The sequence below is a fragment of the Shigella sp. FJ200513 genome (genome assembly GCF_040495915.1).
Taxonomy (GTDB): domain Bacteria; phylum Pseudomonadota; class Gammaproteobacteria; order Enterobacterales; family Enterobacteriaceae; genus ECMA0423.
On record NZ_JBDYCV010000003.1, the window covers coordinates 60,426 to 82,828 of the forward strand.

A 22,403-nucleotide genomic window follows, 5' to 3' on the forward strand; every position below is an offset into this window, starting at 1 on the left:
GCTTCTCCTTGAGAATTATTTTTTCGCGGGTGAAACGACTCCTGGTTTGTACAAAGCCAGCAGTTCGTCCACCTTTTTACGTGTGCCGCCGTTGCTGCTTATACTGCGTCGAACTTTGACGACATGCAATTTTGCGCGCTGATACCACTCACGCGTTAACATCGTATCGTGATTGGAGATCAGCACTGGAATATGGCGCTCAACCAGACCTTCGGCGATCTCCGCCAGATGCGCTTGTTGTTCAAGCGTAAAACTGTTTGTGTGATACGCCGTAAAGTTGGCGGTCGCAGACAGCGGTGCATAAGGCGGATCGCAATAGACGACGGATGCATCATCTGCGCGCTCCATGCTATCGGCGTAAGACTCACAATAGAAAAAGGCATTCTGCGCTTTTTCAGCGAAGTGATACAACTCTGCTTCCGGGAAATAGGGTTTTTTGTAGCGGCCAAACGGCACGTTAAACTCACCGCGCAGATTGTAACGACACAGGCCGTTGTAACCGTAGCGGTTCAAATATAAAAACAGTACCGCCCGACGGAACGGATCCTGGCTTTTGTTGAACTCTTCGCGGAACTGATAGTAAACCTCGGCGCAATTTGTTTCGGGAACAAACAGCTCGCGTGCGGCCTGTACGTACTCATCAGTACGCATCTTCACAATGTTATAGAGACTGATCAGGTCGCTATTGATATCGGCAAGGATATAACGAGAAAAGTCGGTGTTGAGAAACACCGACCCGGCACCTACAAAAGGCTCAACCAGACATTCGCCCTTGGGCAAATGCCGTTTAATATCATCAAGCAGGGGATACTTGCCCCCTGCCCACTTCAAAAAAGCGCGATTTTTCTTCATGCCGATTAACTAATTACACCTTCTCCGGCTGTGGAGAAAGCTCCGACAGCATCCAGCGCTTCAGGCAGCTCCCGCAACGATAAACCATTGCGGGAGATAACCTTGATTACTTCAGATCGGCCTGTACCTGACGCAGCGGTTTCGCCCACGGGTTTTTGGCCTGAACATCTGCTGGCAATGTAGATACCGCTTTTTTCGCCTCTTCTTTCGAAGCGTACACGCCAGAAACCAGGACATACCACGGCTGACCATTACGCGTCGTTTCATAGACAACGTAGTTTTTCAGATTCTCTTTCTTCGCCCAACCGTTCAGGTTGTCGTAGTTAGAGGAACTGCTCAGCTGCAGAGTGTAATGGCTGGACGGTGCCGATTTCAACGAACCAACATTACCTGCGGTCTTCCCTCCAGCGGCTGGTGTTGCCGTGGTTTGCGCCGGGGATGCCGTCTGTACTGGAGCCGTAGTCGCCGTCTCTTTTGGTGCTGGCGTAGAAGTCGCAGCCGGTGCCTTCGTGCTCGCCACAGGGGCAGCTGGTTCAGGTTCAGTACGCTTCGGCGTCTGTGCTACCGGCTTCGGCTCCGTTTTCACGGTTGCTTGCGGTTTTTTCGGTTCAATCACCGCCTGCTGACGAACTGGGCGCGTAGTGGACGGACGTTCAGCGGTTTGCGTTTTCGCCGTGTCACGCGATGCATTGCCATTGCGAACAGGCGCAACCGTTGCGGGTTCAGTCGGCAACGTGGAATTGACCGCCACATTGTTCAGCTGTTGCTGATTTTGTGGCTGGGTCAGCGCATTGTTCAGGTCACCCTGCACTTCAACACGTTGTTGACCATCCGTTGCCACCGGGGTTTGCCCTTGAGTCGGCGTAGAAGAGATCGGTGGCAGAGAAACATCCTGCTGAGTATTTTCCGCAGACGTGGTTCCCGGCGCTGGCTGCACGCCATTCGCCTGATCGGTCGCATTGCCAGCAAGATCAATACTCTTCTCGCCAGACGCGGTTTGATCGCTGGAAGTGGTCGAGGGGGCTTTTAGCGCAGAACCGATACCGATGATCAACAGCAGTAGAACCAGAATGCCGACGCCCATCATCATATACTGACGAGAAGCGGGTTTACTGGCTGCTTTTTTGCGCTTACGCGGACGACGCTCTACGCGCTCTTCATCCACGGTTTCATCTTCGGATTCGTCAATTTCTTCTTCGATTTCCGGTTCCTCATTGCGCTCTTTTTGCGCACGAGTCGGACGGCGATCGTCAGTGTCATCAAGTTCAATATCATCAAAATTGATCTGCGGTTCGCCACGTTCAGTACGCTCAGAACGTTCAGAAGATTGACGAGAACGACCAGTACGACGATCGCTGGGATCGGGTTTCAGCTCGTCTTCTGGTTTGAATTCATCCATTTAACACCCCACTAAAAGGTTAATGCTTACCACGTTGCAATTAACCTGAAGCTAATAGACCGCTTGATAAGCGGCCTGACCTTTCTTGTTGTTACGCTGATTGACAATCGGCAATGGCGTTAAGAACAAGCTCGTGCGAAACGCCGCTGCGAACTTCACTCTTACCAATTGCCAACGGAAGAATTAAGCGCATCTCTCCCGCAAGGACTTTCTTGTCACGCAGCATATGCGGTAAATACGCCTGCGCGGACATTTCGCGCGGCCCATTGACCGGTAACCCAGCCCGCGTGAGCAGGGTTATAATACGCTGCGTTTCGGCAGAACTAAACTGCCCGAGACGTTCCGACGTCCGCGCCGCCATCACCATACCCGCAGCGACCGCTTCACCATGTAACCAATTGCCATACCCCATTTCAGCTTCAATGGCATGACCAAAGGTGTGTCCCAGATTCAGTAAAGCACGTAACCCGGTTTCGCGCTCGTCGGCGGCGACAACTTCTGCCTTCAGTTCACAACAACGGCGAATACAGTACGCCATTGCCGGACCGTCCAGACGCAACAACGCATCCAGATTCTCTTCCAGCCAGTTAAAAAACGCACCGTCAAGAATAATGCCGTATTTGATGACTTCTGCCAGCCCCGACGCTAACTCACGCGGGGGAAGCGTTTTCAGACAGTCGAGATCCACCACCACTGAAGCAGGCTGGTAGAACGCGCCAATCATGTTTTTACCGAGGGGATGGTTGACCGCAGTTTTGCCGCCAACGGAGGAATCGACCTGCGACAGTAACGTCGTCGGGACTTGAATGAAACGAACACCGCGCTGATAACTCGCCGCCGCGAAGCCGGTCAGATCGCCCACTACGCCGCCGCCAAGCGCCACCAGCGTAGTATCGCGACCATGCGGCTTTTGTAACAACGCCGTAAAGACGGTATCGAGTACAGCTAGGCTTTTATACTGCTCGCCGTCAGGGAGGATAACGCTATCGACGTTAACACCCGCCTGTTCAAGTACGCCGCGGACCTTATCGAGATACAGAGGAGCCAGGGTTTCGCTGGTGACCAACATGACCTGCTCGCCCGATTTCAGCGGTAAGAATGAAGCTGGTTCATTAAACAAACCAGATGCGATGGTAATTGGGTAACTACGTTCCCCGAGAGTAACGACAATCCTCTCCATAACGCGACATCCACCTTAATTACTGTACCCGCAGACGAGTGTATATAAAGCCAGAATTAGTTGCTTTCCAGCATGTGAATAATCTGGTTTGCAACCACTTTAGCGCTTTGATCATCAGTACGAATGGTCACGTCGGCAATCTCTTCATACAGCGGATTGCGTTCATTGGCCAACGCTTCCAGAACTTCACGCGGCGGTGTTTCAACGTGCAGCAACGGGCGTTTTTTATCACGCTGCGTGCGTGCAAGTTGCTTTTCGATGGTCGTTTCAAGATAAACGACAACGCCACGAGCGGAAAGACGGTTACGCGTTTCACGGGATTTCACAGAGCCGCCGCCAGTAGCCAGCACAATACCCTGTTTCTCGGTCAACTCATTGATGACCTTTTCTTCGCGATCGCGGAAGCCTTCTTCGCCTTCTAAATCGAAAACCCAGCCCACATCAGCTCCGGTTCGTTTCTCAATCTCTTGATCGGAATCGTAAAATTCCATATTGAGTTGTTGAGCTAACTGGCGCCCAATAGTGCTTTTTCCGGCACCCATAGGCCCAACCAGAAAGATATTGCGTTTCTCTGCCATTTTTTCGGTACTACTAAGACTATTCGTTAATGATAAACCCGCTTCGCTCAGAGAGCGCCGCAGGACATGAACTGAAACCTCATAAGATATTGCGAGAGTCAGACTGAAAATTATCTCAATACTCCAGCGGGTTTGGCAACTGAATAAATCACCCATCCCTCTGCATATCTGGTCGCTGCAAGCGCGCTGCCTTGCTACCACCGCTCTGGCGATAAATCACCGGGTAAGATTAGCGTAAAAAAGACAGCAAAATGCCGCCTGAATGATAAATCATCATCATGGAACGCAGGCAGCGAAGAGCACCAACTCTCAAATCGGTACTCCTTGTATGCTAAATACCTGCGCGCGTCAAATAGATGAAACACGTTCAGCATAAAAACATTACCGCTTTTACGGCTGTTTACTCACTGGAAACCAGTCGTGGCGTGATAAACACCACTAACTCGCGTCGTTCATCTTCTTTTCCGTCATGACGAAATAATTGCCCGAACCAGGGAATGTCGCCAAGCAACGGTACGCTATCCTGACCCGATTTATTTTTACGGGTAAAAATGCCGCCCAGCGCCAACGTTTCTCCGCTTTTTACCTCGACCTGCGTTTCGATCTCCTGCTTATCAATCGCCAGCACTTCGCCATCGGCCTGCTGTAGCACCTGCCCCGGAACGTTCTGGCTGATGTGTAATTTCAGCCGGATGCGACCTTTTTGTAACACCGTGGGCGTGACCTCCATCCCCAGGACGGCCTCTTTAAATTCCACCGACGTCGCGCCACTTTCCCCGCTGGAAACCTGATATGGAATTTCGCTCTCCTGTTTAATGCTGGCAGGCTGAAGATGTGAGGCCAGCAGACGCGGACTGGCGATAATATCCAGCTGCTGTTTTTGTTCGAGCGCGGAAAGCTCAAGATCCAGCAAGCGTCCGTTGATGCGCCCAATGTTAAAACCGACATGCGTTGTCGCCGTCGCTACGGAGAGGTCGCTACCAAGCGTGGTGACTTGCCCAACGCCACCAGCGTGTTGCGCATCGGCCAGCGTCCATTTCACGCCTAACTCACGCAAACTTTTTTCATTAATGGTGACAATATGCGCCGACAGCTCAACCTGCCCGACCGGCAGATCCATTTGCGCTACCCACTGTTCAAGCGCGCTTAACGCCGTTTTGTTATCTCGTAGCAAAAGGCGATTGGTGCGTTTATCGACGGTCATACTCCCTTTGGCACTCAGTAGCTTCTCCCCCGCTTTCGCCAGTTCTCCCGCGTCGGCGTATTGCAGGGTTATACTGCGATTTTCCAGCGGCAGATTTGCCTGCGCCCGCGCCTGCTCCGCCTCCTGGCGGGCGATATTGTCATTCTGCCAGGCAATGGAATGCACTGAGAGAATGTTGCCTTCCTGCCGCGTTATCAGTCCGGCGCTTTTCACTACAGTTTGTAGTGCCTGCTTCCAGGGAACATCTGTTAGATGTAACGACACCGTACCGCTGACGTCTGGCGACACGACCAGGTTCAACTTCTCCTGTTCAGCCAGCGCCTGCAACACCTGAGCTACCGGAACGTCATCCACCATCAGCGTCACTTTTTGCGGCTTTGCCGCCTGTACGCCGGGTATCAGCATCAACAGTAGTGCGGCTATCCATTGCTTCATTTGTATCTCCTTGCCGTTGCCACAACCATTGTGGCGGTTCGCAGTTTGTCCCGGTACCCAGCGTTAGTACGTCTGGCGTCAGCTGTAAAATTGTCCAGCCGTTTTCCAGCACATCGTTTTGCTGCACCCGTCGCCATTTCTTTTGCCCGTCTTTTATTACACCGATGATGCGCTCGCCTCGCCCTACCATCCCCTGATAGCGCCACTGGCTAAGTTCGCTAATCCGGCATATAGATCTTCCGGCGATTTAAAAGGGTCACGCATACCGGTTAAAAGGCACAATGCAATACCTGCCAACAACCAGCGTTTAACCCTCATGCGGCATCTCCAGTTGTAGCGTGAACAAAAGATCATCACCTTCCACGCTTAACGAAAAACGGCTCACGCTGACGTTGCGCTCTGCCAGCCGTGTAAATGCCGACGGCACTGCTTCCCACAGCGTTTTCAACGCCAACTCACCTCCCTGCGCGGATGGATGCCAGGAAACCAGTTGCGCGCCGGATAACTGAAAATCCAGTGGCGAAAAGGGCAGCGTTTTTTCCTCGCTGAAGGGAGTGGTGTCTACCAGGCGATACAGTGCGGCCCACTGCTGGTGATGACTTGCCCGTAGTCGAATTAATGCGTCGCGCTCTTCATGGTGTGTCGATGATAGAAAAATGAGCGTAACTAACATCAGCAACCAGAATGCCCAGCAAAACTGGCGGAGGCGGGGTGATGTGGCGAACCACCAGTCAAAGAACATGTTCATCGCTAACCTTCCTTGTTAACTGATACTCAAATTGCCAGCGTCCCTGCGCATCCTGCTGCGTGGCTCCCCGCTGATTGAGATGAAAAGACGCATCCTGGCGGAGTGACGTTTCTAGTGCGTTTAACGCGGTAATGCTTGTTGTCAGCCCCTTGATCTCCAGCGTTCCCTGCTGCCAGCTTATCGTTGTCAGCCAGGCGTGCTCGGGTAAAAGCGCCGCCAGTGCTTCCAGCGCAGATTGCCAGTCGCGGGTAAATTGTCGCTGGCGCTGCCGTTGCGAACGCTGTTCGCGTAACTGCTGTTGCTCCAGCAAACGTGGCTTCGTTATCTGTAAGCTGCGGGCGAGTTGTTGTTCCGCCTGAAGCAAAACTGCGTCTATGCGCGCTTCGGCGCTGCCTGTCAGACGCAGTATTAGCGTTATCCCGACGGCCAGCAGCAGAGGCGCAACGAACATCAGCAACCAGAAACGCAGAAAAGCGGTCCGGCGTTGCTGTCGCCAGGGCAAAAAATTAATTGGCGGATTCATCAGTACGCCTTCCCAAGCGCCAGCCCCAGCGCGATGGCAAAGTCTCCACCAGGCGGCGGTAGCGGCGGCTGACGAACAGAAACGGCCTCCCAGGGGTCAAATCCGCCTTCGCCACATATCGCGACGCTGTCGGGATCAACGGATAACGCTGCCGCCAGCTCCTTCGCGCTAGTCATCCCCACCGCCAGTTTGCGCCCCCAGCTATAGCGCGTCGCCCACAGCCACTGTTCGTTATCACGCCAGGCCAGACATTGCTGATGAGAAGGTAAAAAAGGCAGGAATCGCTGTAATGCACTGGCATCCGGGGTGATCGCACTAACATGAACACGCAACCTTTCTGCCAGCGTAAGCAGCGTTGCCAGCTCTTTGCTTTGCGCGGCAGTCACGTTATAAGCGGGGCTGAGTGAGTCTTCGCTGTAATCGAAGCGCAGGGAGTCCGGATCCATATCCAGCTCGCGGGCCATCGTCCCTGACAGCCAGGCCGTTTGCTCCCGCTCACCAAGGGACATCGACGGGCGCGGAAATGACCGCTGTAATGTGCGACTGGCGGGAAACGCCAACATAATGTGATGACGCTGCGGCAGTTCGCGACTCCACGGTAACAACGTTTTAGCCAGCTGCTGCGCATCAACAATCCGCCCATCTTTGATAATGTCGTGCGCCAGCGGCAACCGCCACCAGCGTTGCAAAAAGCATTCTTTTGCGCCCCGCACGATCGCAACCGCTGCCGCTTCTTGCTGTTGTAAATGCAAACCAATTTGCCAGATCTTAAATGTCATTGTGATGATCTCCTTATCACCCGTCACTCTGACGGGTATATCAATGCGTCTGGCTTGCCTTTATACTACCGCGCGTTTGTTTATAAACTGCCCAAATGAAACTAAATGGGAAATTTCCAGTGAAGTTCGTAAAGTATTTTTTGATCCTTGCAGTCTGTTGCATTCTGCTGGGAGCAGGCTCGATTTATGGCCTATACCGCTACATCGAGCCACAACTGCCGGATGTGGTGACATTAAAAGATGTTCGCCTGCAAATTCCGATGCAGATTTACAGCGCCGATGGCGAGCTGATTGCTCAATACGGTGAGAAACGTCGTATTCCGGTTACGTTGGATCAAATCCCACCGGAGATGGTGAAAGCCTTTATCGCGACGGAAGACAGCCGCTTCTACGAGCATCACGGCGTTGACCCGGTGGGGATCTTCCGTGCGGCAAGTGTGGCGCTGTTCTCCGGCCACGCGTCACAAGGGGCGAGTACCATTACCCAGCAGCTGGCGAGAAATTTCTTCCTCAGTCCAGAACGCACGATGATGCGTAAGATTAAGGAAGTCTTCCTCGCGATTCGCATTGAACAGTTGCTGACGAAAGACGAAATCCTCGAGCTTTATCTGAACAAGATTTACCTTGGTTACCGCGCCTATGGTGTCGGTGCTGCGGCACAAGTCTATTTCGGTAAAACGGTCGACCAACTGACGCTGAACGAAATGGCGGTGATAGCCGGGTTGCCGAAAGCGCCTTCCACCTTTAATCCGCTCTACTCAATGGATCGTGCCGTCGCGCGGCGTAACGTCGTACTGTCGCGGATGCTGGATGAAGGGTATATCACCCAGCAACAGTTCGATCAGACACGCACTGAGGCGATTAACGCTAATTATCACGCGCCGGAGATTGCTTTCTCTGCGCCGTACCTGAGCGAAATGGTGCGCCAGGAGATGTATAACCGTTATGGCGAAAGTGCCTATGAAGACGGTTATCGCATTTACACCACCATCACCCGCAAAGTGCAGCAGGCCGCGCAGCAGGCGGTACGTAATAACGTGCTGGACTACGACATGCGCCACGGCTATCGCGGCCCGGCAAATGTGCTGTGGAAAGTGGGCGAGTCGGCGTGGGATAACAACAAGATTACCGATACGCTGAAGGCGCTGCCGACCTATGGTCCGCTGCTGCCTGCCGCAGTCACCAGCGCCAATCCTCAGGGAGCGACGGCGATGCTGGCGGACGGGTCGACCGTCGCATTGAGTATGGAAGGCGTTCGCTGGGCGCGTCCTTACCGTTCGGATACTCAGCAGGGACCGACGCCGCGTAAAGTGACCGATGTTCTGCAAACGGGTCAGCAAATCTGGGTTCGTCAGGTTGGCGATGCATGGTGGCTGGCACAAGTGCCGGAAGTGAACTCGGCGCTGGTGTCGATCAATCCGCAAAATGGTGCCGTTATGGCGCTGGTCGGTGGCTTTGATTTCAATCAGAGCAAGTTTAACCGCGCCACCCAGGCACTGCGTCAGGTGGGTTCCAACATCAAACCGTTCCTCTACACCGCGGCGATGGATAAAGGTCTGACGCTGGCAAGTATGTTGAACGATGTGCCAATTTCTCGCTGGGATGCAGGTGCCGGTTCTGACTGGCAGCCGAAGAACTCACCACCGCAGTATGCTGGTCCAATTCGCTTACGTCAGGGGCTGGGTCAGTCGAAAAACGTGGTGATGGTACGTGCAATGCGGGCGATGGGCGTCGACTACGCTGCAGAATATCTGCAACGCTTCGGCTTCCCGGCGCAAAACATTGTCCACACCGAATCGCTGGCGCTGGGTTCAGCGTCCTTCACCCCAATGCAGGTGGCGCGCGGCTACGCGGTCATGGCGAACGGCGGCTTCCTAGTGGACCCGTGGTTTATCAGCAAAATTGAAAACGATCAGGGCGGCGTGATTTTCGAAGCGAAACCGAAAGTAGCCTGCCCGGAATGCGATATTCCAGTGATTTACGGTGATACGCAGAAATCGAACGTGCTGGAAAATAACGATGTTGAAGATGTCGCTATCTCCCGCGAGCAGCAGAATGTTTCTGTACCAATGCCGCAGCTGGAGCAGGCAAATCAGGCGTTAGTGGCGAAGACTGGCGCGCAGGAGTACGCACCGCACGTCATCAACACTCCGCTGGCATTCCTGATTAAGAGTGCTTTGAACACCAATATCTTTGGTGAACCAGGCTGGCAGGGTACCGGCTGGCGTGCAGGTCGTGATTTGCAGCGTCGCGATATCGGCGGGAAAACCGGTACCACTAACAGTTCGAAAGATGCGTGGTTCTCGGGTTACGGTCCGGGCGTTGTGACCTCGGTCTGGATTGGCTTTGATGATCACCGTCGTAATCTCGGTCATACAACGGCTTCCGGAGCGATTAAAGATCAGATCTCAGGTTACGAAGGCGGTGCCAAGAGTGCCCAGCCTGCATGGGACGCTTATATGAAAGCCGTTCTTGAAGGTGTGCCGGAGCAGCCGCTGACGCCGCCTCCGGGTATTGTGACGGTGAATATCGATCGCAGCACCGGGCAGTTAGCTAATGGTGGCAACAGCCGCGAAGAGTATTTCATCGAAGGTACGCAGCCGACACAACAGGCGGTGCACGAGGTGGGAACGACCATTATCGATAATGGTGAGGCACAGGAATTGTTCTGATTAAAAAGGCGCTTCGGCGCCTTTTCAGTTGGCTGACAAAGTGCATTTGTTTATGCCGGATGCGGGTGAACGCGTTATCCGGCTAACAAAATCGTGAAAAATCAATATATTGCAGGAACCCCATAAGCCTGATAAGCGTTGTGCATCAGGCAAACTTCACGCATTTACACTCGCCCCTGCCCTTTCAACCATTCGCGCACGAGGAACAGCGCGCTGACATTACGCGCTTCGTTGAAGTCAGGGTCTTCCAGCAAATCCATCATATGCGCCAGCGGCCAGCGCACCTGTGGTAGCGGCTCTGGCTCATCGCCTTCCAGCGATTCCGGGTAGAGATCTTGCGCGACCACGATATTCATTTTGCTGGAAAAGTAAGACGGTGCCATGCTGAGCTTCTTCAAAAAAGTCAGATCGTTCGCACCAAATCCAACCTCTTCTTTTAGCTCGCGGTTAGCGGCTTCGTAGACGCTTTCACCCGGATCAATTAATCCTTTCGAAAAACCTAATTCGTAGGATTCAGTTCCCACTGCGTATTCGCGGATCAGGATCAGGTGATCGTCCACAATCGGCACAATCATCACTGCTTCCCGGTTGGTTGGACGCATTCGTTCATAAACACGCCGCACGCCATTGCTGAACTCCAGATCCACGCTCTCGACGGTAAACAGTCGGGAACGGGCTACAGTTTCAACATTCAGAATGGTGGGTTTTTGTAATGATTTGTTCATCGTGGGATCTATGCTGTGAAATCAGCGGTTATTGTGCGATATCGGACACGCTTTCGGCAATGTGAATTGCATGTTATTTACATTTATGTAACTTAATAAATAATCGTCCTCAAATCAAATTAAAAGTCAATAGGTTGAAATAACTCCAGGAATTTGCTGATATTCCGCCTTCAGAGGGTTTGCTATGATCAGCGGTTACTGTGATGTGCTTAATGATGCTCAAGTTAAGCTCCACGCTTGCCGATAGCCAACCGCAGAATCATGTATTGTGTCCGGTGCGACTGACCACGCCTGACAGACTAAGTAAGATGGGGAAAGCATGAGCACCATTGTGATTTTTTTAGCTGCTTTGCTGGCCTGCTCACTACTTGCGGGATGGCTGATAAAAGTGCGATCCAGACGGCGTCAGCTGCCCTGGACCAACGCCTTCGCGGATGCGCAAACGCGTAAACTCACACCTGAAGAACGTAGCGCCGTTGAAAATTATCTTGAGAGCCTGACGCAGGTATTACAGGTGCCTGGCCCAACGGAAGCTAGCGCGGCACCGATCTCTCTGGCGCTGAATGCCGAAAGCAACAACGTCATGATGCTGACACACGCTATCACACGTTACGGCATCTCTACCGACGATCCGAATAAATGGCGTTACTACCTCGATTCGGTAGAAGTCCACCTGCCCCCCTTCTGGGAACAGTACATCAACGATGAGAATACCGTTGAACTGATTCATACCGATTCGCTGCCGTTGGTTATTTCACTCAACGGTCATACGCTGCAGGAGTACATGCAGGAAACGCGCGGCTATGCCTTGCAACCTGTTCCGTCCACGCAGGCGTCGATTCGCGGGGAAGAGAGTGAGCAAATCGAGCTACTCAATATTCGCAAAGAAACGCATGAAGAATATGCGCTGAGTCGTCCGCGCGGGCTGCGTGAAGCGTTGCTGATCGTCGCCTCCTTCCTGATGTTCTTTTTCTGCCTGATTACCCCGGATGTATTTGTTCCGTGGCTGGCAGGCGGCGCATTACTGCTGCTGGGCGCAGGTCTGTGGGGGCTATTCGCGCCCCCGGCAAAATCCTCCCTGCGAGAAATTCATTGTCTGCGCGGTACACCCCGTCGTTGGGGATTGTTTGGCGAAAACGATCAGGAACAGATCAACAATATTTCACTCGGTATTATCGACCTGGTCTATCCCGCACACTGGCAGCCATACATTGCTCAGGATCTCGGTCAACAAACCGATATTGATATCTATCTCGACCGCCACGTAGTGCGTCAGGGGCGATATCTTTCGCTGCATGATGAAGTAAAAAACTTTCCGTTACAGCACTGGCTGCGCAGTACGATTATCGCTGCGGGCTCGCTGCTAGTGCTGTTTATGCTGTTATTCTGGATCCCGCTGGATATGCCGCTGAAATTCACTCTCTCATGGATGAAAGGCGCGCAGACCATTGAAGCCACCAGCGTAAAACAACTGGCTGACGCTGGCGTGCGGGTAGGCGATACATTGCGTATTAGCGGTACGGGAATGTGTAATATTCGCACTTCCGGAACCTGGAGCGCGAAAACCAATTCACCTTTTTTACCGTTTGACTGCTCGCAGATCATCTGGAATGACGCCCGCTCATTACCATTACCAGAATCTGAACTGGTCAACAAAGCGACGGCATTGACTGAAGCAGTTAATCGCCAGCTGCACCCTAAACCGGAAGATGAATCTCGCGTCAGTGCCTCATTACGTTCAGCGATTCAAAAATCCGGCATGGTATTGCTTGATGATTTTGGCGACATTGTACTGAAGACAGCGGATTTATGTTCTGCCAAAGATGACTGTGTGCGACTGAAAAATGCGCTGGTCAATCTCGGCAACAGTAAAGACTGGGACGCGCTGGTAAAACGCGCCAACGCCGGGAAGCTCGATGGCGTGAATGTGTTATTACGCCCGGTGAGTGCTGAATCGCTGGATAACCTGGTGGCAACCTCCACCGCGCCGTTTATCACGCATGAAACGGCGCGAGCGGCACAATCACTAAACAGTCCGGCCCCCGGCGGATTCCTGATTGTCAGCGACGAAGGCAGCGATTTTGTTGATCAGCCCTGGCCTTCGGCATCACTTTACGACTACCCGCCGCAAGAACAGTGGAACGCTTTCCAGAAACTGGCACAAATGCTGATGCATACGCCGTTTAACGCCGAAGGTATCGTCACAAAAATCTTCACTGACGCCAATGGTACGCAGCATATTGGCCTTCATCCGATCCCGGATCGTTCCGGCCTGTGGCGCTATCTCAGCACCACATTGCTGCTACTGACGATGCTGGGTAGCGCCATTTACAATGGCGTACAGGCCTGGCGTCGTTACCAGCGTCATCGCACTCGCATGATGGAGATTCAGGCCTATTATGAAAGCTGCCTGAACCCGCAACTGATCACCCCTTCAGAAAGCCTTATCGAATAACACGTTTGCGCGGCAGGTTATGCTACCCTGTCGCGCAAATTGCTTCACTCTGGAGATTTCCCTCATGCATATCAACATTGCCTGGCAGGACGTAGATACCGTTCTGCTGGATATGGACGGCACGTTGCTCGACCTCGCCTTCGATAACTATTTCTGGCAAAAGCTGGTGCCTGAAACATGGGGCGCGAAAAACGGGGTTACGCCACAGGAAGCGATGGAATATATGCGCCAGCAATATCACGACGTACAGCATACGCTAAACTGGTACTGTCTTGATTACTGGAGTGAGCAACTGGGTCTGGATATCTGTGCGATGACCACCGAGATGGGACCGCGCGCCGTACTGCGTGAAGATACCATTCCGTTTCTTGAGGCACTGAAAGCCAGCGGTAAGCAGCGAATTTTGCTCACCAATGCTCATCCGCACAACCTGGCGGTAAAACTTGAGCATACGGGTCTGGACGCACACCTTGATTTATTACTTTCCACCCACACATTTGGTTATCCGAAAGAGGATCAGCGGTTATGGCATGCGGTGGCCGAAGCTACGGGTCTGAAAGCTGAAAGAACGCTGTTTATTGATGACAGCGAAGCGATTCTCGATGCTGCCGCGCAATTTGGTATTCGTTACTGCCTCGGCGTGACTAATCCTGATTCCGGGATTGCCGAGAAACAGTATCAACGCCATCCGTCACTGAATGACTACCGCCGCCTGATCCCCTCGCTAATGTGAAGGAGACGCCATGAAAGAGAAACCTGCTGTTGAGGTTCGACTGGATAAATGGCTATGGGCTGCCCGTTTTTATAAAACCCGCGCGCTGGCCCGTGAAATGATTGAAGGCGGTAAGGTGCATTACAACGGGCAGCGCAGCAAGCCGAGCAAAATCGTCGAGCTGAATGCCACGCTCACTCTGCGCCAGGGAAATGACGAACGCACGGTGATTGTAAAGGCGATTACTGAACAGCGTCGCCCCGCCAGCGAGGCAGCCTTGCTGTATGAAGAGACTGCGGAAAGTGTAGAGAAACGCGAAAAAATGGCGATGGCACGTAAACTTAATGCCTTAACCATGCCGCACCCGGACCGACGCCCGGACAAAAAAGAGCGCCGCGACCTGTTACGATTTAAACACGGCGACAGTGAATAACTGTCACCTGCAAGAGAGATGATTATGCCGCAACATGACCAATTACATCGCTATCTGTTTGAAAATTTTGCCGTTCGCGGCGAACTGGTAACCGTTTCGGAAACCCTGCAACAGATCCTTGAGAACCACGATTATCCGCAGCCCGTTAAAAACGTGCTGGCAGAACTGCTGGTTGCGACCAGCCTGTTAACCGCTACGCTGAAGTTTGATGGTGATATCACCGTACAGCTGCAGGGCGACGGTCCGATGAATCTGGCGGTTATTAACGGTAACAATAACCAGCAAATGCGCGGTGTGGCGCGCGTGCAGGGCGAAATTCCAGAAAATGCCGACCTGAAAACGCTGGTCGGCAATGGTTACGTGGTGATCACCATTACCCCGAGCGAAGGCGAACGCTATCAGGGCGTAGTTGGTCTGGAAGGTGATACCCTGGCGGCCTGCCTAGAAGATTACTTTATGCGTTCTGAACAGCTGCCGACGCGCCTGTTTATTCGCACCGGCGACGTAGACGGCAAACCGGCTGCAGGCGGTATGTTGTTGCAGGTAATGCCTGCGCAAAATACCCAACAGGACGACTTTGACCACCTGGCGACGCTAACCGAAACCATCAAAACCGAAGAACTGCTGACCTTACCGGCAAACGAAGTGTTGTGGCGTTTGTATCACGAAGAAGAGGTGACGGTTTACGATCCGCAGGATGTGGAGTTCAAATGCACCTGCTCGCGTGAACGTTGCGCCGATGCGCTGAAAACGCTGCCTGATGAAGAAGTTGATAGCATCCTGGCGGAAGATGGCGAAATTGACATGCATTGTGATTACTGCGGTAACCACTATCTGTTCAATGCGATGGATATTGCTGAAATCCGCAACAACGCGTCTCCGGCAGATCCGTAAGTTCATTAATGAGTATGTCCGGCAGAGAGGGCTCTGCCGGATTTTACGACTTAATGGCCTGATGTGCTGCGCTTACCAGCGCCTATGAAATAAATCGCAAATTATTTTGGTCAGATACAGCGTCGTATCCGATAAAAGCGTTGTCACTTACTTAAGTTTATTTCCAGCGTTTCACCATCTACCGTCAGATCGCGCCACGCTTTCGGCCTCGTCCCCAGTTTTCCATCCTTCGCAGCTGTGAGTAATTTTTCTTTCGTTATTTCGTTCGGAAGTAAACTCATATCAAGCGCGTCCCATTCTTTTCTGTCTGAGTCAAAGCCATAGACAATGACTCTGTCATCATTAAAAGCAAACAGGATCCGCTCCGCCTGACCATCACTATTCAGATCTTGCTCGACCAGTACGCAGGCGTCTTTTTCAATACAGGTCATCACGTTATAGCGATCCTGGATTAAGGCCGACCAGAATGTCGCATCCGGTTTAACAGAACCAGGGGCAATTAACACATTTTCGGCGAATACTTTTTCCGATACCTGTTCCTGAAGATGTTGCTCTCCATCTAACGCCATCAGCAGATCCCGCGCGCGTTTCGGGTCTTTCATAAACCCGGCATCGCTTTTCAGCGACTCAAGCGCCGCACGTCCATAGCGACCGCTCTGTTCGAGCATGTAGATAGTTACCTGGTCTGGCGTGTTTTTGCCGCTCTGATAACGCGCCATATGACTGTTCACGCTAATACGCATACTGTCCAGCACCGGCGAATTAAGAAGCACCAGTATCACCAACACCAATAACGAAACCGCAAGGTTCACTTTGCCCTGAAGAACAAGGGGATTTTGCCCATTACGCCAGACGATACTGACAAAATACCCCAGCGACCACACCAGTAACACCAGCTCCGCCAGCGCGCCCTGCAAGCGGTCGACAGTCCAGCCGTACTGAGCGACCCGCAGCCATAACCCCCAGGTGGCGACGAACACATACAGCGGAGCAACCAGCAAAGCGGTTTTAATCAGGCAACGCAACGGCCCCGTCCAGGGAAGTGACGCTTTTTGCGGATCGCGGACAATAGCCATTAAGATCAATTGCAAAAAGGCCAGCGTTAACAGCAACCCGGCGGCGGAGATGTGGCGAGAAATCGCGCTCAGGCCCGTAAACGGCAGGGTGATGATAAACATCAGGGTTAGCAATGATACTAACGGCAGCAACCCCGTGGCGATTAGCGTGAACAACTTTTGAATAGAGTCGATTAAACGTGACTGTGTACGCGCGAGGATCACCGCCAGTGCGGTAACCAGACCAAATGTAAGATACATAAACCAGTCGGTTGCAAAAAAGAGCGTATTGAAAAACGTGATGCCAACAAGTTTAAACAACTCACCCCACAGTAAAAGCACCAGCCACGTCAGGCCATTGGAGAGAAAAATCACCAGTAATATAAGTACGTTATGCCATACTGACTGGTAAAAGTAGCTATAGCGGCTACTGCCATTGCGGATACGAAGGCTTTGTTGTATCCACGGTAGCAACAACATTGCCATCAACAGCAGATAGCAGCCAAAATCCCAAATCGCCTTTTCAGCTCTCCAGGGGTTCATGCCATCAGTTTGCCACTTCAGCCAACCGCTCATCCCTGTCGTGGCAATAAACACCAGCGCCAGCCATCCCCAAAGGCGCTTCTGTTTAAAAGAGATCACGGAGAAGAGTAAAACGGATGAAAACGCGACGGTCGCAGGCACGCCATAAACAATCCAACTGTGATTTTTTCCGGCAAGCCAGGCGATAAGCAGGTAGCAAACCAGCCCCTGAAGTAATCCGGTAGCAATCATCCCCTGAAGTAATCCGGTAGCAATCATCCCCCAGCGTGTTGCCGGTGAAAGTTCAACGTTATCCATGTTGGTTATCCAGAATCAAAAGGTGGGTTAATTATCGCATCCGGGCAGTAGTATTTTGCTTTTTTCAGAAAATAATCAAAAAAAGTTAGCGTGGTGAATCGATACTTTACCGGTTGAATTTGCATCAATTTCATTCAGGAATGCGATTCCACTCACAATATTCCCGCCATATAAACCAAGATTTAACCTTTTGAGAACATTTTCCACACCTAAAATGCTATTTCTGCGATAATAGCAACCGTTTCGTGACAGGAATCACGGAGTTTTTTGTCAAATATGAATTTCTCCAGATACGTAAATCTATGAGCCTTGTCGCGGTTAACACCCCCAAAAAGACTTTACTATTCAGGCAATACATATTGGCTAAGGAGCAGTGAAATGCGCGTTAACAATGGTTTGCCCCCGCAAGAACTCGAGGCTTATGGTATCAGTGACGTACATGATATCGTTTACAACCCAAGCTACGACCTGCTGTATCAGGAAGAGCTCGATCCGAGCCTGACAGGTTATGAGCGCGGGGTGTTAACTAATCTGGGTGCCGTTGCCGTCGATACCGGGATCTTCACCGGTCGTTCACCAAAAGATAAGTATATCGTCCGTGACGATACCACTCGCGATACTTTCTGGTGGGCAGACAAAGGCAAAGGTAAGAACGACAACAAACCTCTCTCTCCGGAAACCTGGCAGCATCTGAAAGGCCTGGTGACCAGGCAGCTTTCCGGCAAACGTCTGTTCGTTGTCGACGCTTTCTGTGGTGCGAACCCGGATACTCGTCTTTCCGTCCGTTTCATCACCGAAGTGGCCTGGCAGGCGCATTTTGTCAAAAACATGTTTATTCGCCCGAGCGATGAAGAGCTGGCAGGTTTCAAACCAGACTTTATCGTTATGAACGGCGCGAAGTGCACTAACCCGCAGTGGAAAGAACAGGGTCTGAACTCCGAAAACTTCGTGGCGTTTAACCTGACCGAGCGCATGCAGCTGATTGGCGGCACCTGGTACGGCGGCGAAATGAAGAAAGGGATGTTCTCGATGATGAACTACCTGCTGCCGCTGAAAGGTATCGCTTCTATGCACTGCTCCGCCAACGTTGGCGAGAAAGGCGATGTTGCGGTGTTCTTCGGCCTTTCCGGCACCGGTAAAACCACCCTTTCCACCGACCCGAAACGCCGCCTGATTGGCGATGACGAACACGGCTGGGACGATGACGGCGTGTTTAATTTCGAAGGCGGCTGCTACGCAAAAACTATCAAGCTGTCGAAAGAAGCGGAACCTGAAATCTACAACGCTATCCGTCGTGATGCGCTGCTGGAAAACGTCACCGTGCGTGAAGATGGCACTATCGACTTTGATGATGGTTCAAAAACCGAGAACACCCGCGTTTCTTATCCAATCTATCACATCGATAACATCGTTAAGCCGGTTTCCAAAGCGGGCCACGCGACTAAGGTTATCTTCCTGACTGCTGATGCTTTCGGCGTGTTGCCGCCGGTTTCTCGCCTGACTGCCGATCAAACCCAGTATCACTTCCTCTCTGGCTTCACCGCCAAACTGGCCGGTACTGAGCGTGGCATCACCGAACCGACGCCAACCTTCTCCGCTTGCTTCGGCGCGGCGTTCCTGTCGCTGCACCCGACTCAGTACGCAGAAGTGCTGGTGAAACGTATGCAGGCGGCGGGCGCGCAGGCTTATCTGGTTAACACTGGCTGGAACGGCACTGGCAAACGTATCTCGATTAAAGATACCCGCGCCATTATCGACGCCATCCTCAACGGTTCGCTGGATAATGCAGAAACCTTCACTCTGCCGATGTTTAACCTGGCGATCCCAACCGAACTGCCGGGCGTAGACACGAAGATTCTCGATCCGCGTAACACCTACGCTTCTCCGGAACAGTGGCAGGAAAAAGCCGAAACCCTGGCGAAACTGTTTATCGACAACTTCGATAAATACACCGACACCCCTGCGGGTGCCGCGCTGGTAGCGGCTGGTCCGAAACTGTAATGATTTGAAGCTGGAGAATATCTATCCAGTATCTTATAGAAAGCAAAACGGGAGGCACCTTCGCCTCCCGTTTATTTACCCTTCTTTTGTCGTGCCCTGCGCCCGCGTTACCGGCACTGGCAGCCAGGCGCGAATGGAAAGCCCGCCCCGCTCGCTGGTGCCAAGCTCCAGCATCCCGTTATGGTTATCCACGATACGCTGCACAATTGCCAGCCCTAATCCCGTGCCGCTAATGGTGCGCGCACTGTCGCCGCGGACAAACGGCTGGAACAGGTGCTTACGTTGTTCCGGCGCAATTCCCGGACCGTCATCTTCCACCTGGAACCAGGCGCGATTCGGCTCCGTTCCGCTGCTGACTTTGATCCAGCCATTGCCATAACGGGCGGCGTTGACCACCATATTCGCCACCGCGCGTTTGATCGACAGCGGGTGCATTTTCACTTCAATGCTGCCGGGGTAAAGCGCGGTTTCAATTTCCCGCTCATAGCCACTTTCGGCAGCAATCACCTCACCGAGCACTGCATTAAGATCCGCCATTTCCATCGGCATCTCCTGCCCGGTGCGCAGGTAGTCGATAAACTGCTCAATGATGGCGTTGCACTCTTCGATATCTTTATTGATCGATTCTGCCAGATAGCCATCCTGCTCGCTCATCATCTCAGTCGCCAGGCGAATACGCGTCAGCGGCGTGCGCAAGTCGTGACTTACCCCCGCCATCAGCAGCGTGCGGTCATCCGCCAGTTGCTTAACACCAGCCGCCATATGGTTAAAGGCACGGGTAACGGAACGCACCTCCGAAGCGCCATATTCACGCAGCGGCGGCGGAATAATCCCTTTACCAACCTGCAAGGCTGCGTGTTCGAGATCGACCAACGGTCGGTTCTGGATACGAATAAACAGCCACGCCCCGCCTATCGCCAATAGCATAATCGCCAGCGTATAGCGGAACAGCGGAGAGAAATCGCCCTGATGAATTTCGGTCAGCGGCACGCGTACCCAGATATTGGGCGACAGCCAGGTTTTCAGCCAGACGACAGGCGAACTTTTGTTGACCTCAACGCGCACTTCCGTCGGGCCGCCCAGTTGCTGTGCCATCTGATGGCTTAAGAATTCATAGTGTTGCGCCCAACGCAGACCTGCCTCTTCGGCAGCCTCGTTGGAGTAGAGAGAGATCCCCAGCTCACGGTAGATCTCCCGACGGAAAGCGGGAGGCACAACCAACTGCGTGCCGTCCTCCAGTTGCAGTTTGTCGGTCATCAACATACGCACTTCGTACGCGAGGACTTTATTAAACTGCTGGAGGCTCGGCAAAATCGCGAAGTTCAGCACCACCAGATAAGTCGTCACCAGGCTGGCGAACAGCAAGGTGACGATGAGCAATAACGTACGGGCAAATGAACTTCGTGGCGAGAAGCGCAATCGCCTCATGCTTTAGAGCCGTCCGGTACAAAGACGTAGCCCAGGCCCCAAACGGTCTGAATGTAACGCGGATGCGCTGGATCTTCTTCTACCATGCGGCGCAGACGCGAAATCTGCACGTCGATGGAGCGTTCCATTGCGGAATATTCACGACCACGGGCAAGGTTCATCAGCTTATCGCGGGAGAGCGGCTCACGCGGATGGCTGACCAGTGCCTTCAGTACCGCAAACTCACCGCTGGTGAGCGGCATCGGCTCATCTTCGCGGAACATTTCGCGCGTACCGAGGTTAAGTTTGAACTTACCGAAAGCAATTACCGCCTCTTCCTGTGACGGTGCGCCTGGCAGTTCGTTCGCCTGACGACGCAGCACCGCACGAATACGGGCCAGCAGTTCACGCGGGTTAAACGGTTTTGGAATGTAGTCGTCAGCGCCAATCTCCAGGCCTACGATACGGTCCACTTCTTCCCCTTTCGCCGTCACCATAATGATCGGCATCGGGTTGCTCTGACTACGAAGACGTCGGCAAATCGACAAGCCATCTTCACCAGGTAACATTAAATCCAGTACCATAAGATGGAAAGATTCACGAGTCAGCAGGCGATCCATCTGTTCTGCATTAGCGACGCTTCGAACCTGGAAGCCTTGTTCGGTGAGATAACGTTCCAGCAGCGCACGCAGGCGCATGTCGTCATCGACCACCAGAATCTTGTAGTTCTCTTGCATTGTTTGTACTCCCAAAGGTTCGCAACAATTTGTAAGCGTGTATTCTTAAAAAAGCTCACGTTCGTCACCAGCTAAATCTGGTATGAATTTCAGCCTAAATTGTTACAAAGCATATTAAACAGCAGCTTAAGTATACAATTTATTCGGCGAAACATTATTGATTCTGTTGATATGATCACGTTATACCCAATGTGCGCATTATCAAACAGACAAAGGGAATCAACGAGATGAAAACGCCCCTGGTTACCCGGGAAGGGTATGAAAAACTCAAACAAGAGCTTAATTATCTCTGGCGTGAAGAACGCCCGGAGGTCACAAAAAAGGTGACCTGGGCCGCAAGTCTGGGCGACCGCAGCGAAAATGCTGACTATCAGTATAATAAAAAGCGTCTGCGTGAAATCGACCGTCGCGTGCGCTATCTCACTAAATGCCTGGAAAATCTCAAAATCGTCGATTACTCCCCTCAGCAGGAAGGCAAAGTCTTTTTTGGCGCGTGGGTGGAGATTGAAAACGACGATGGCGTGACTCACCGTTTCCGTATTGTCGGCTACGATGAAATTTTTGGCCGTAAAGATTACATCTCTATCGATTCCCCGATGGCCCGCGCATTGCTGAAAAAAGAAGTCGGCGATCTGGCGGTGGTGAATACCCCTGCCGGGGAAGCGAACTGGTATGTTAATGCTATCGAGTACGTGAAACCGTAAGGAAGAGTCTTAACCTCCTGCCGATGGCTGGCATTTTTGCCAGCCAGTCCGTATAACTATCCCCTGATTT

19 protein-coding genes and 1 pseudogene are annotated in these 22,403 nt (G+C 52.5%); 7 read left to right on the plus strand and 13 right to left on the minus strand.

Annotation, left to right across the window (positions count from 1 at the left end; translation table 11 throughout):
* Positions 1 to 15 precede the first annotated feature (15 nt).
* The 9 genes and pseudogenes from dam to hofM form a co-directional block, all read right to left on the minus strand.
* A complete protein-coding gene (gene dam / locus ABZJ92_RS01595; protein ID WP_000742151.1) occupies positions 16 to 852 on the minus strand; it encodes an adenine-specific DNA-methyltransferase in 837 nt (278 codons plus the stop codon).
* Positions 853 to 958: 106 nt separating this feature from the next.
* Positions 959 to 2,251, minus strand: a complete 1,293-nt coding sequence (gene damX / locus ABZJ92_RS01600; protein WP_000343217.1) for a cell division protein DamX — start codon at positions 2,249 to 2,251, stop codon at positions 959 to 961.
* 91 nt (positions 2,252 to 2,342) lie between these two features.
* Positions 2,343 to 3,431 (minus strand): 3-dehydroquinate synthase, encoded by a 1,089-nt coding sequence (gene aroB, locus ABZJ92_RS01605; RefSeq protein ID WP_000439871.1) that lies wholly within the window; start codon positions 3,429 to 3,431, stop codon positions 2,343 to 2,345.
* Positions 3,432 to 3,487: 56 nt separating this feature from the next.
* Positions 3,488 to 4,009: a shikimate kinase AroK gene (gene aroK, locus ABZJ92_RS01610; RefSeq protein WP_000818618.1), complete on the minus strand. Its 522-nt coding sequence runs from the start codon at positions 4,007 to 4,009 to the stop codon at positions 3,488 to 3,490.
* A 400-nt stretch (positions 4,010 to 4,409) separates the two neighbouring features.
* Positions 4,410 to 5,648: a DNA uptake porin HofQ gene (gene hofQ, locus ABZJ92_RS01615; RefSeq protein ID WP_000815974.1), complete on the minus strand. Its 1,239-nt coding sequence runs from the start codon at positions 5,646 to 5,648 to the stop codon at positions 4,410 to 4,412.
* Positions 5,560 to 5,966: pseudogene (gene hofP, locus ABZJ92_RS01620) on the minus strand (DNA utilization protein HofP). Before hofP ends, hofQ begins: the two are co-directional and overlap by 89 nt.
* Complete coding sequence (hofO, locus tag ABZJ92_RS01625) at positions 5,956 to 6,396, minus strand: DNA utilization protein HofO (RefSeq protein WP_001055752.1); 441 nt, start codon at positions 6,394 to 6,396, stop codon at positions 5,956 to 5,958. The pseudogene hofP and the gene hofO overlap by 11 nt, the downstream one beginning before the upstream one ends.
* On the minus strand, positions 6,380 to 6,919 hold the full coding sequence (gene hofN / locus ABZJ92_RS01630) for a DNA utilization protein HofN (protein WP_001069315.1): 540 nt from the start codon (positions 6,917 to 6,919) through the stop codon (positions 6,380 to 6,382). The genes hofO and hofN overlap by 17 nt, the downstream gene beginning before the upstream one ends.
* Complete coding sequence (gene hofM / locus ABZJ92_RS01635; protein ID WP_005052731.1) at positions 6,919 to 7,698, minus strand: DNA utilization protein HofM; 780 nt, start codon at positions 7,696 to 7,698, stop codon at positions 6,919 to 6,921. The genes hofN and hofM overlap by 1 nt, the downstream gene beginning before the upstream one ends.
* A 119-nt stretch (positions 7,699 to 7,817) precedes the next feature.
* Here hofM and mrcA point away from each other — a divergent pair, with 119 nt between their 5' ends.
* Complete coding sequence (gene mrcA / locus ABZJ92_RS01640; RefSeq protein WP_005065087.1) at positions 7,818 to 10,370, plus strand: peptidoglycan glycosyltransferase/peptidoglycan DD-transpeptidase MrcA; 2,553 nt, start codon at positions 7,818 to 7,820, stop codon at positions 10,368 to 10,370.
* A 164-nt stretch (positions 10,371 to 10,534) separates the two neighbouring features.
* Here mrcA and nudE read toward each other — a convergent pair whose 3' ends face one another.
* A complete protein-coding gene (gene nudE, locus ABZJ92_RS01645; RefSeq protein WP_001043306.1) occupies positions 10,535 to 11,095 on the minus strand; it encodes an ADP compounds hydrolase NudE in 561 nt (186 codons plus the stop codon).
* Between the two features lie 319 nt (positions 11,096 to 11,414).
* Between nudE and igaA the strand changes: the two genes are divergently transcribed.
* From igaA to hslO, 4 genes are all read left to right on the plus strand, one after another.
* Entirely contained in the window at positions 11,415 to 13,550 is a 2,136-nt protein-coding gene (gene igaA, locus ABZJ92_RS01650) for an intracellular growth attenuator protein IgaA (RefSeq protein ID WP_000104516.1), read from the plus strand.
* A 64-nt stretch (positions 13,551 to 13,614) separates the two neighbouring features.
* Positions 13,615 to 14,283 (plus strand): GMP/IMP nucleotidase, encoded by a 669-nt coding sequence (gene yrfG / locus ABZJ92_RS01655; RefSeq protein WP_001295168.1) that lies wholly within the window; start codon positions 13,615 to 13,617, stop codon positions 14,281 to 14,283.
* A gap of 10 nt (positions 14,284 to 14,293) precedes the next feature.
* Positions 14,294 to 14,695 carry a ribosome-associated heat shock protein Hsp15 gene (gene hslR, locus ABZJ92_RS01660; protein WP_000660485.1) on the plus strand — a complete coding sequence of 134 codons (402 nt, stop codon included), beginning with the start codon at positions 14,294 to 14,296 and terminating at the stop codon, positions 14,693 to 14,695.
* Positions 14,696 to 14,719: 24 nt separating this feature from the next.
* Positions 14,720 to 15,589, plus strand: a complete 870-nt coding sequence (gene hslO / locus ABZJ92_RS01665; protein ID WP_005052722.1) for an Hsp33 family molecular chaperone HslO — start codon at positions 14,720 to 14,722, stop codon at positions 15,587 to 15,589.
* Positions 15,590 to 15,732: 143 nt separating this feature from the next.
* Here hslO and ABZJ92_RS01670 read toward each other — a convergent pair whose 3' ends face one another.
* Entirely contained in the window at positions 15,733 to 17,484 is a 1,752-nt protein-coding gene (locus ABZJ92_RS01670; RefSeq protein ID WP_000370887.1) for a DUF4153 domain-containing protein, read from the minus strand.
* Between the two features lie 378 nt (positions 17,485 to 17,862).
* On the opposite strand from ABZJ92_RS01670, the gene pckA reads away from it, so the two are divergent.
* A complete protein-coding gene (gene pckA, locus ABZJ92_RS01675; protein ID WP_001265668.1) occupies positions 17,863 to 19,485 on the plus strand; it encodes a phosphoenolpyruvate carboxykinase (ATP) in 1,623 nt (540 codons plus the stop codon).
* A 75-nt stretch (positions 19,486 to 19,560) separates the two neighbouring features.
* Here pckA and envZ read toward each other — a convergent pair whose 3' ends face one another.
* Both envZ and ompR read right to left on the minus strand, forming a co-directional pair.
* Positions 19,561 to 20,913, minus strand: a complete 1,353-nt coding sequence (envZ, locus tag ABZJ92_RS01680; protein WP_001253696.1) for a two-component system sensor histidine kinase EnvZ — start codon at positions 20,911 to 20,913, stop codon at positions 19,561 to 19,563.
* Complete coding sequence (gene ompR / locus ABZJ92_RS01685; protein WP_001157751.1) at positions 20,910 to 21,629, minus strand: osmolarity response regulator transcription factor OmpR; 720 nt, start codon at positions 21,627 to 21,629, stop codon at positions 20,910 to 20,912. The genes envZ and ompR overlap by 4 nt, the downstream gene beginning before the upstream one ends.
* 227 nt (positions 21,630 to 21,856) lie before the next feature.
* On the opposite strand from ompR, the gene greB reads away from it, so the two are divergent.
* Complete coding sequence (gene greB, locus ABZJ92_RS01690) at positions 21,857 to 22,333, plus strand: transcription elongation factor GreB (protein ID WP_000856735.1); 477 nt, start codon at positions 21,857 to 21,859, stop codon at positions 22,331 to 22,333.
* The last annotated feature ends 70 nt before the right edge of the window (positions 22,334 to 22,403 follow it).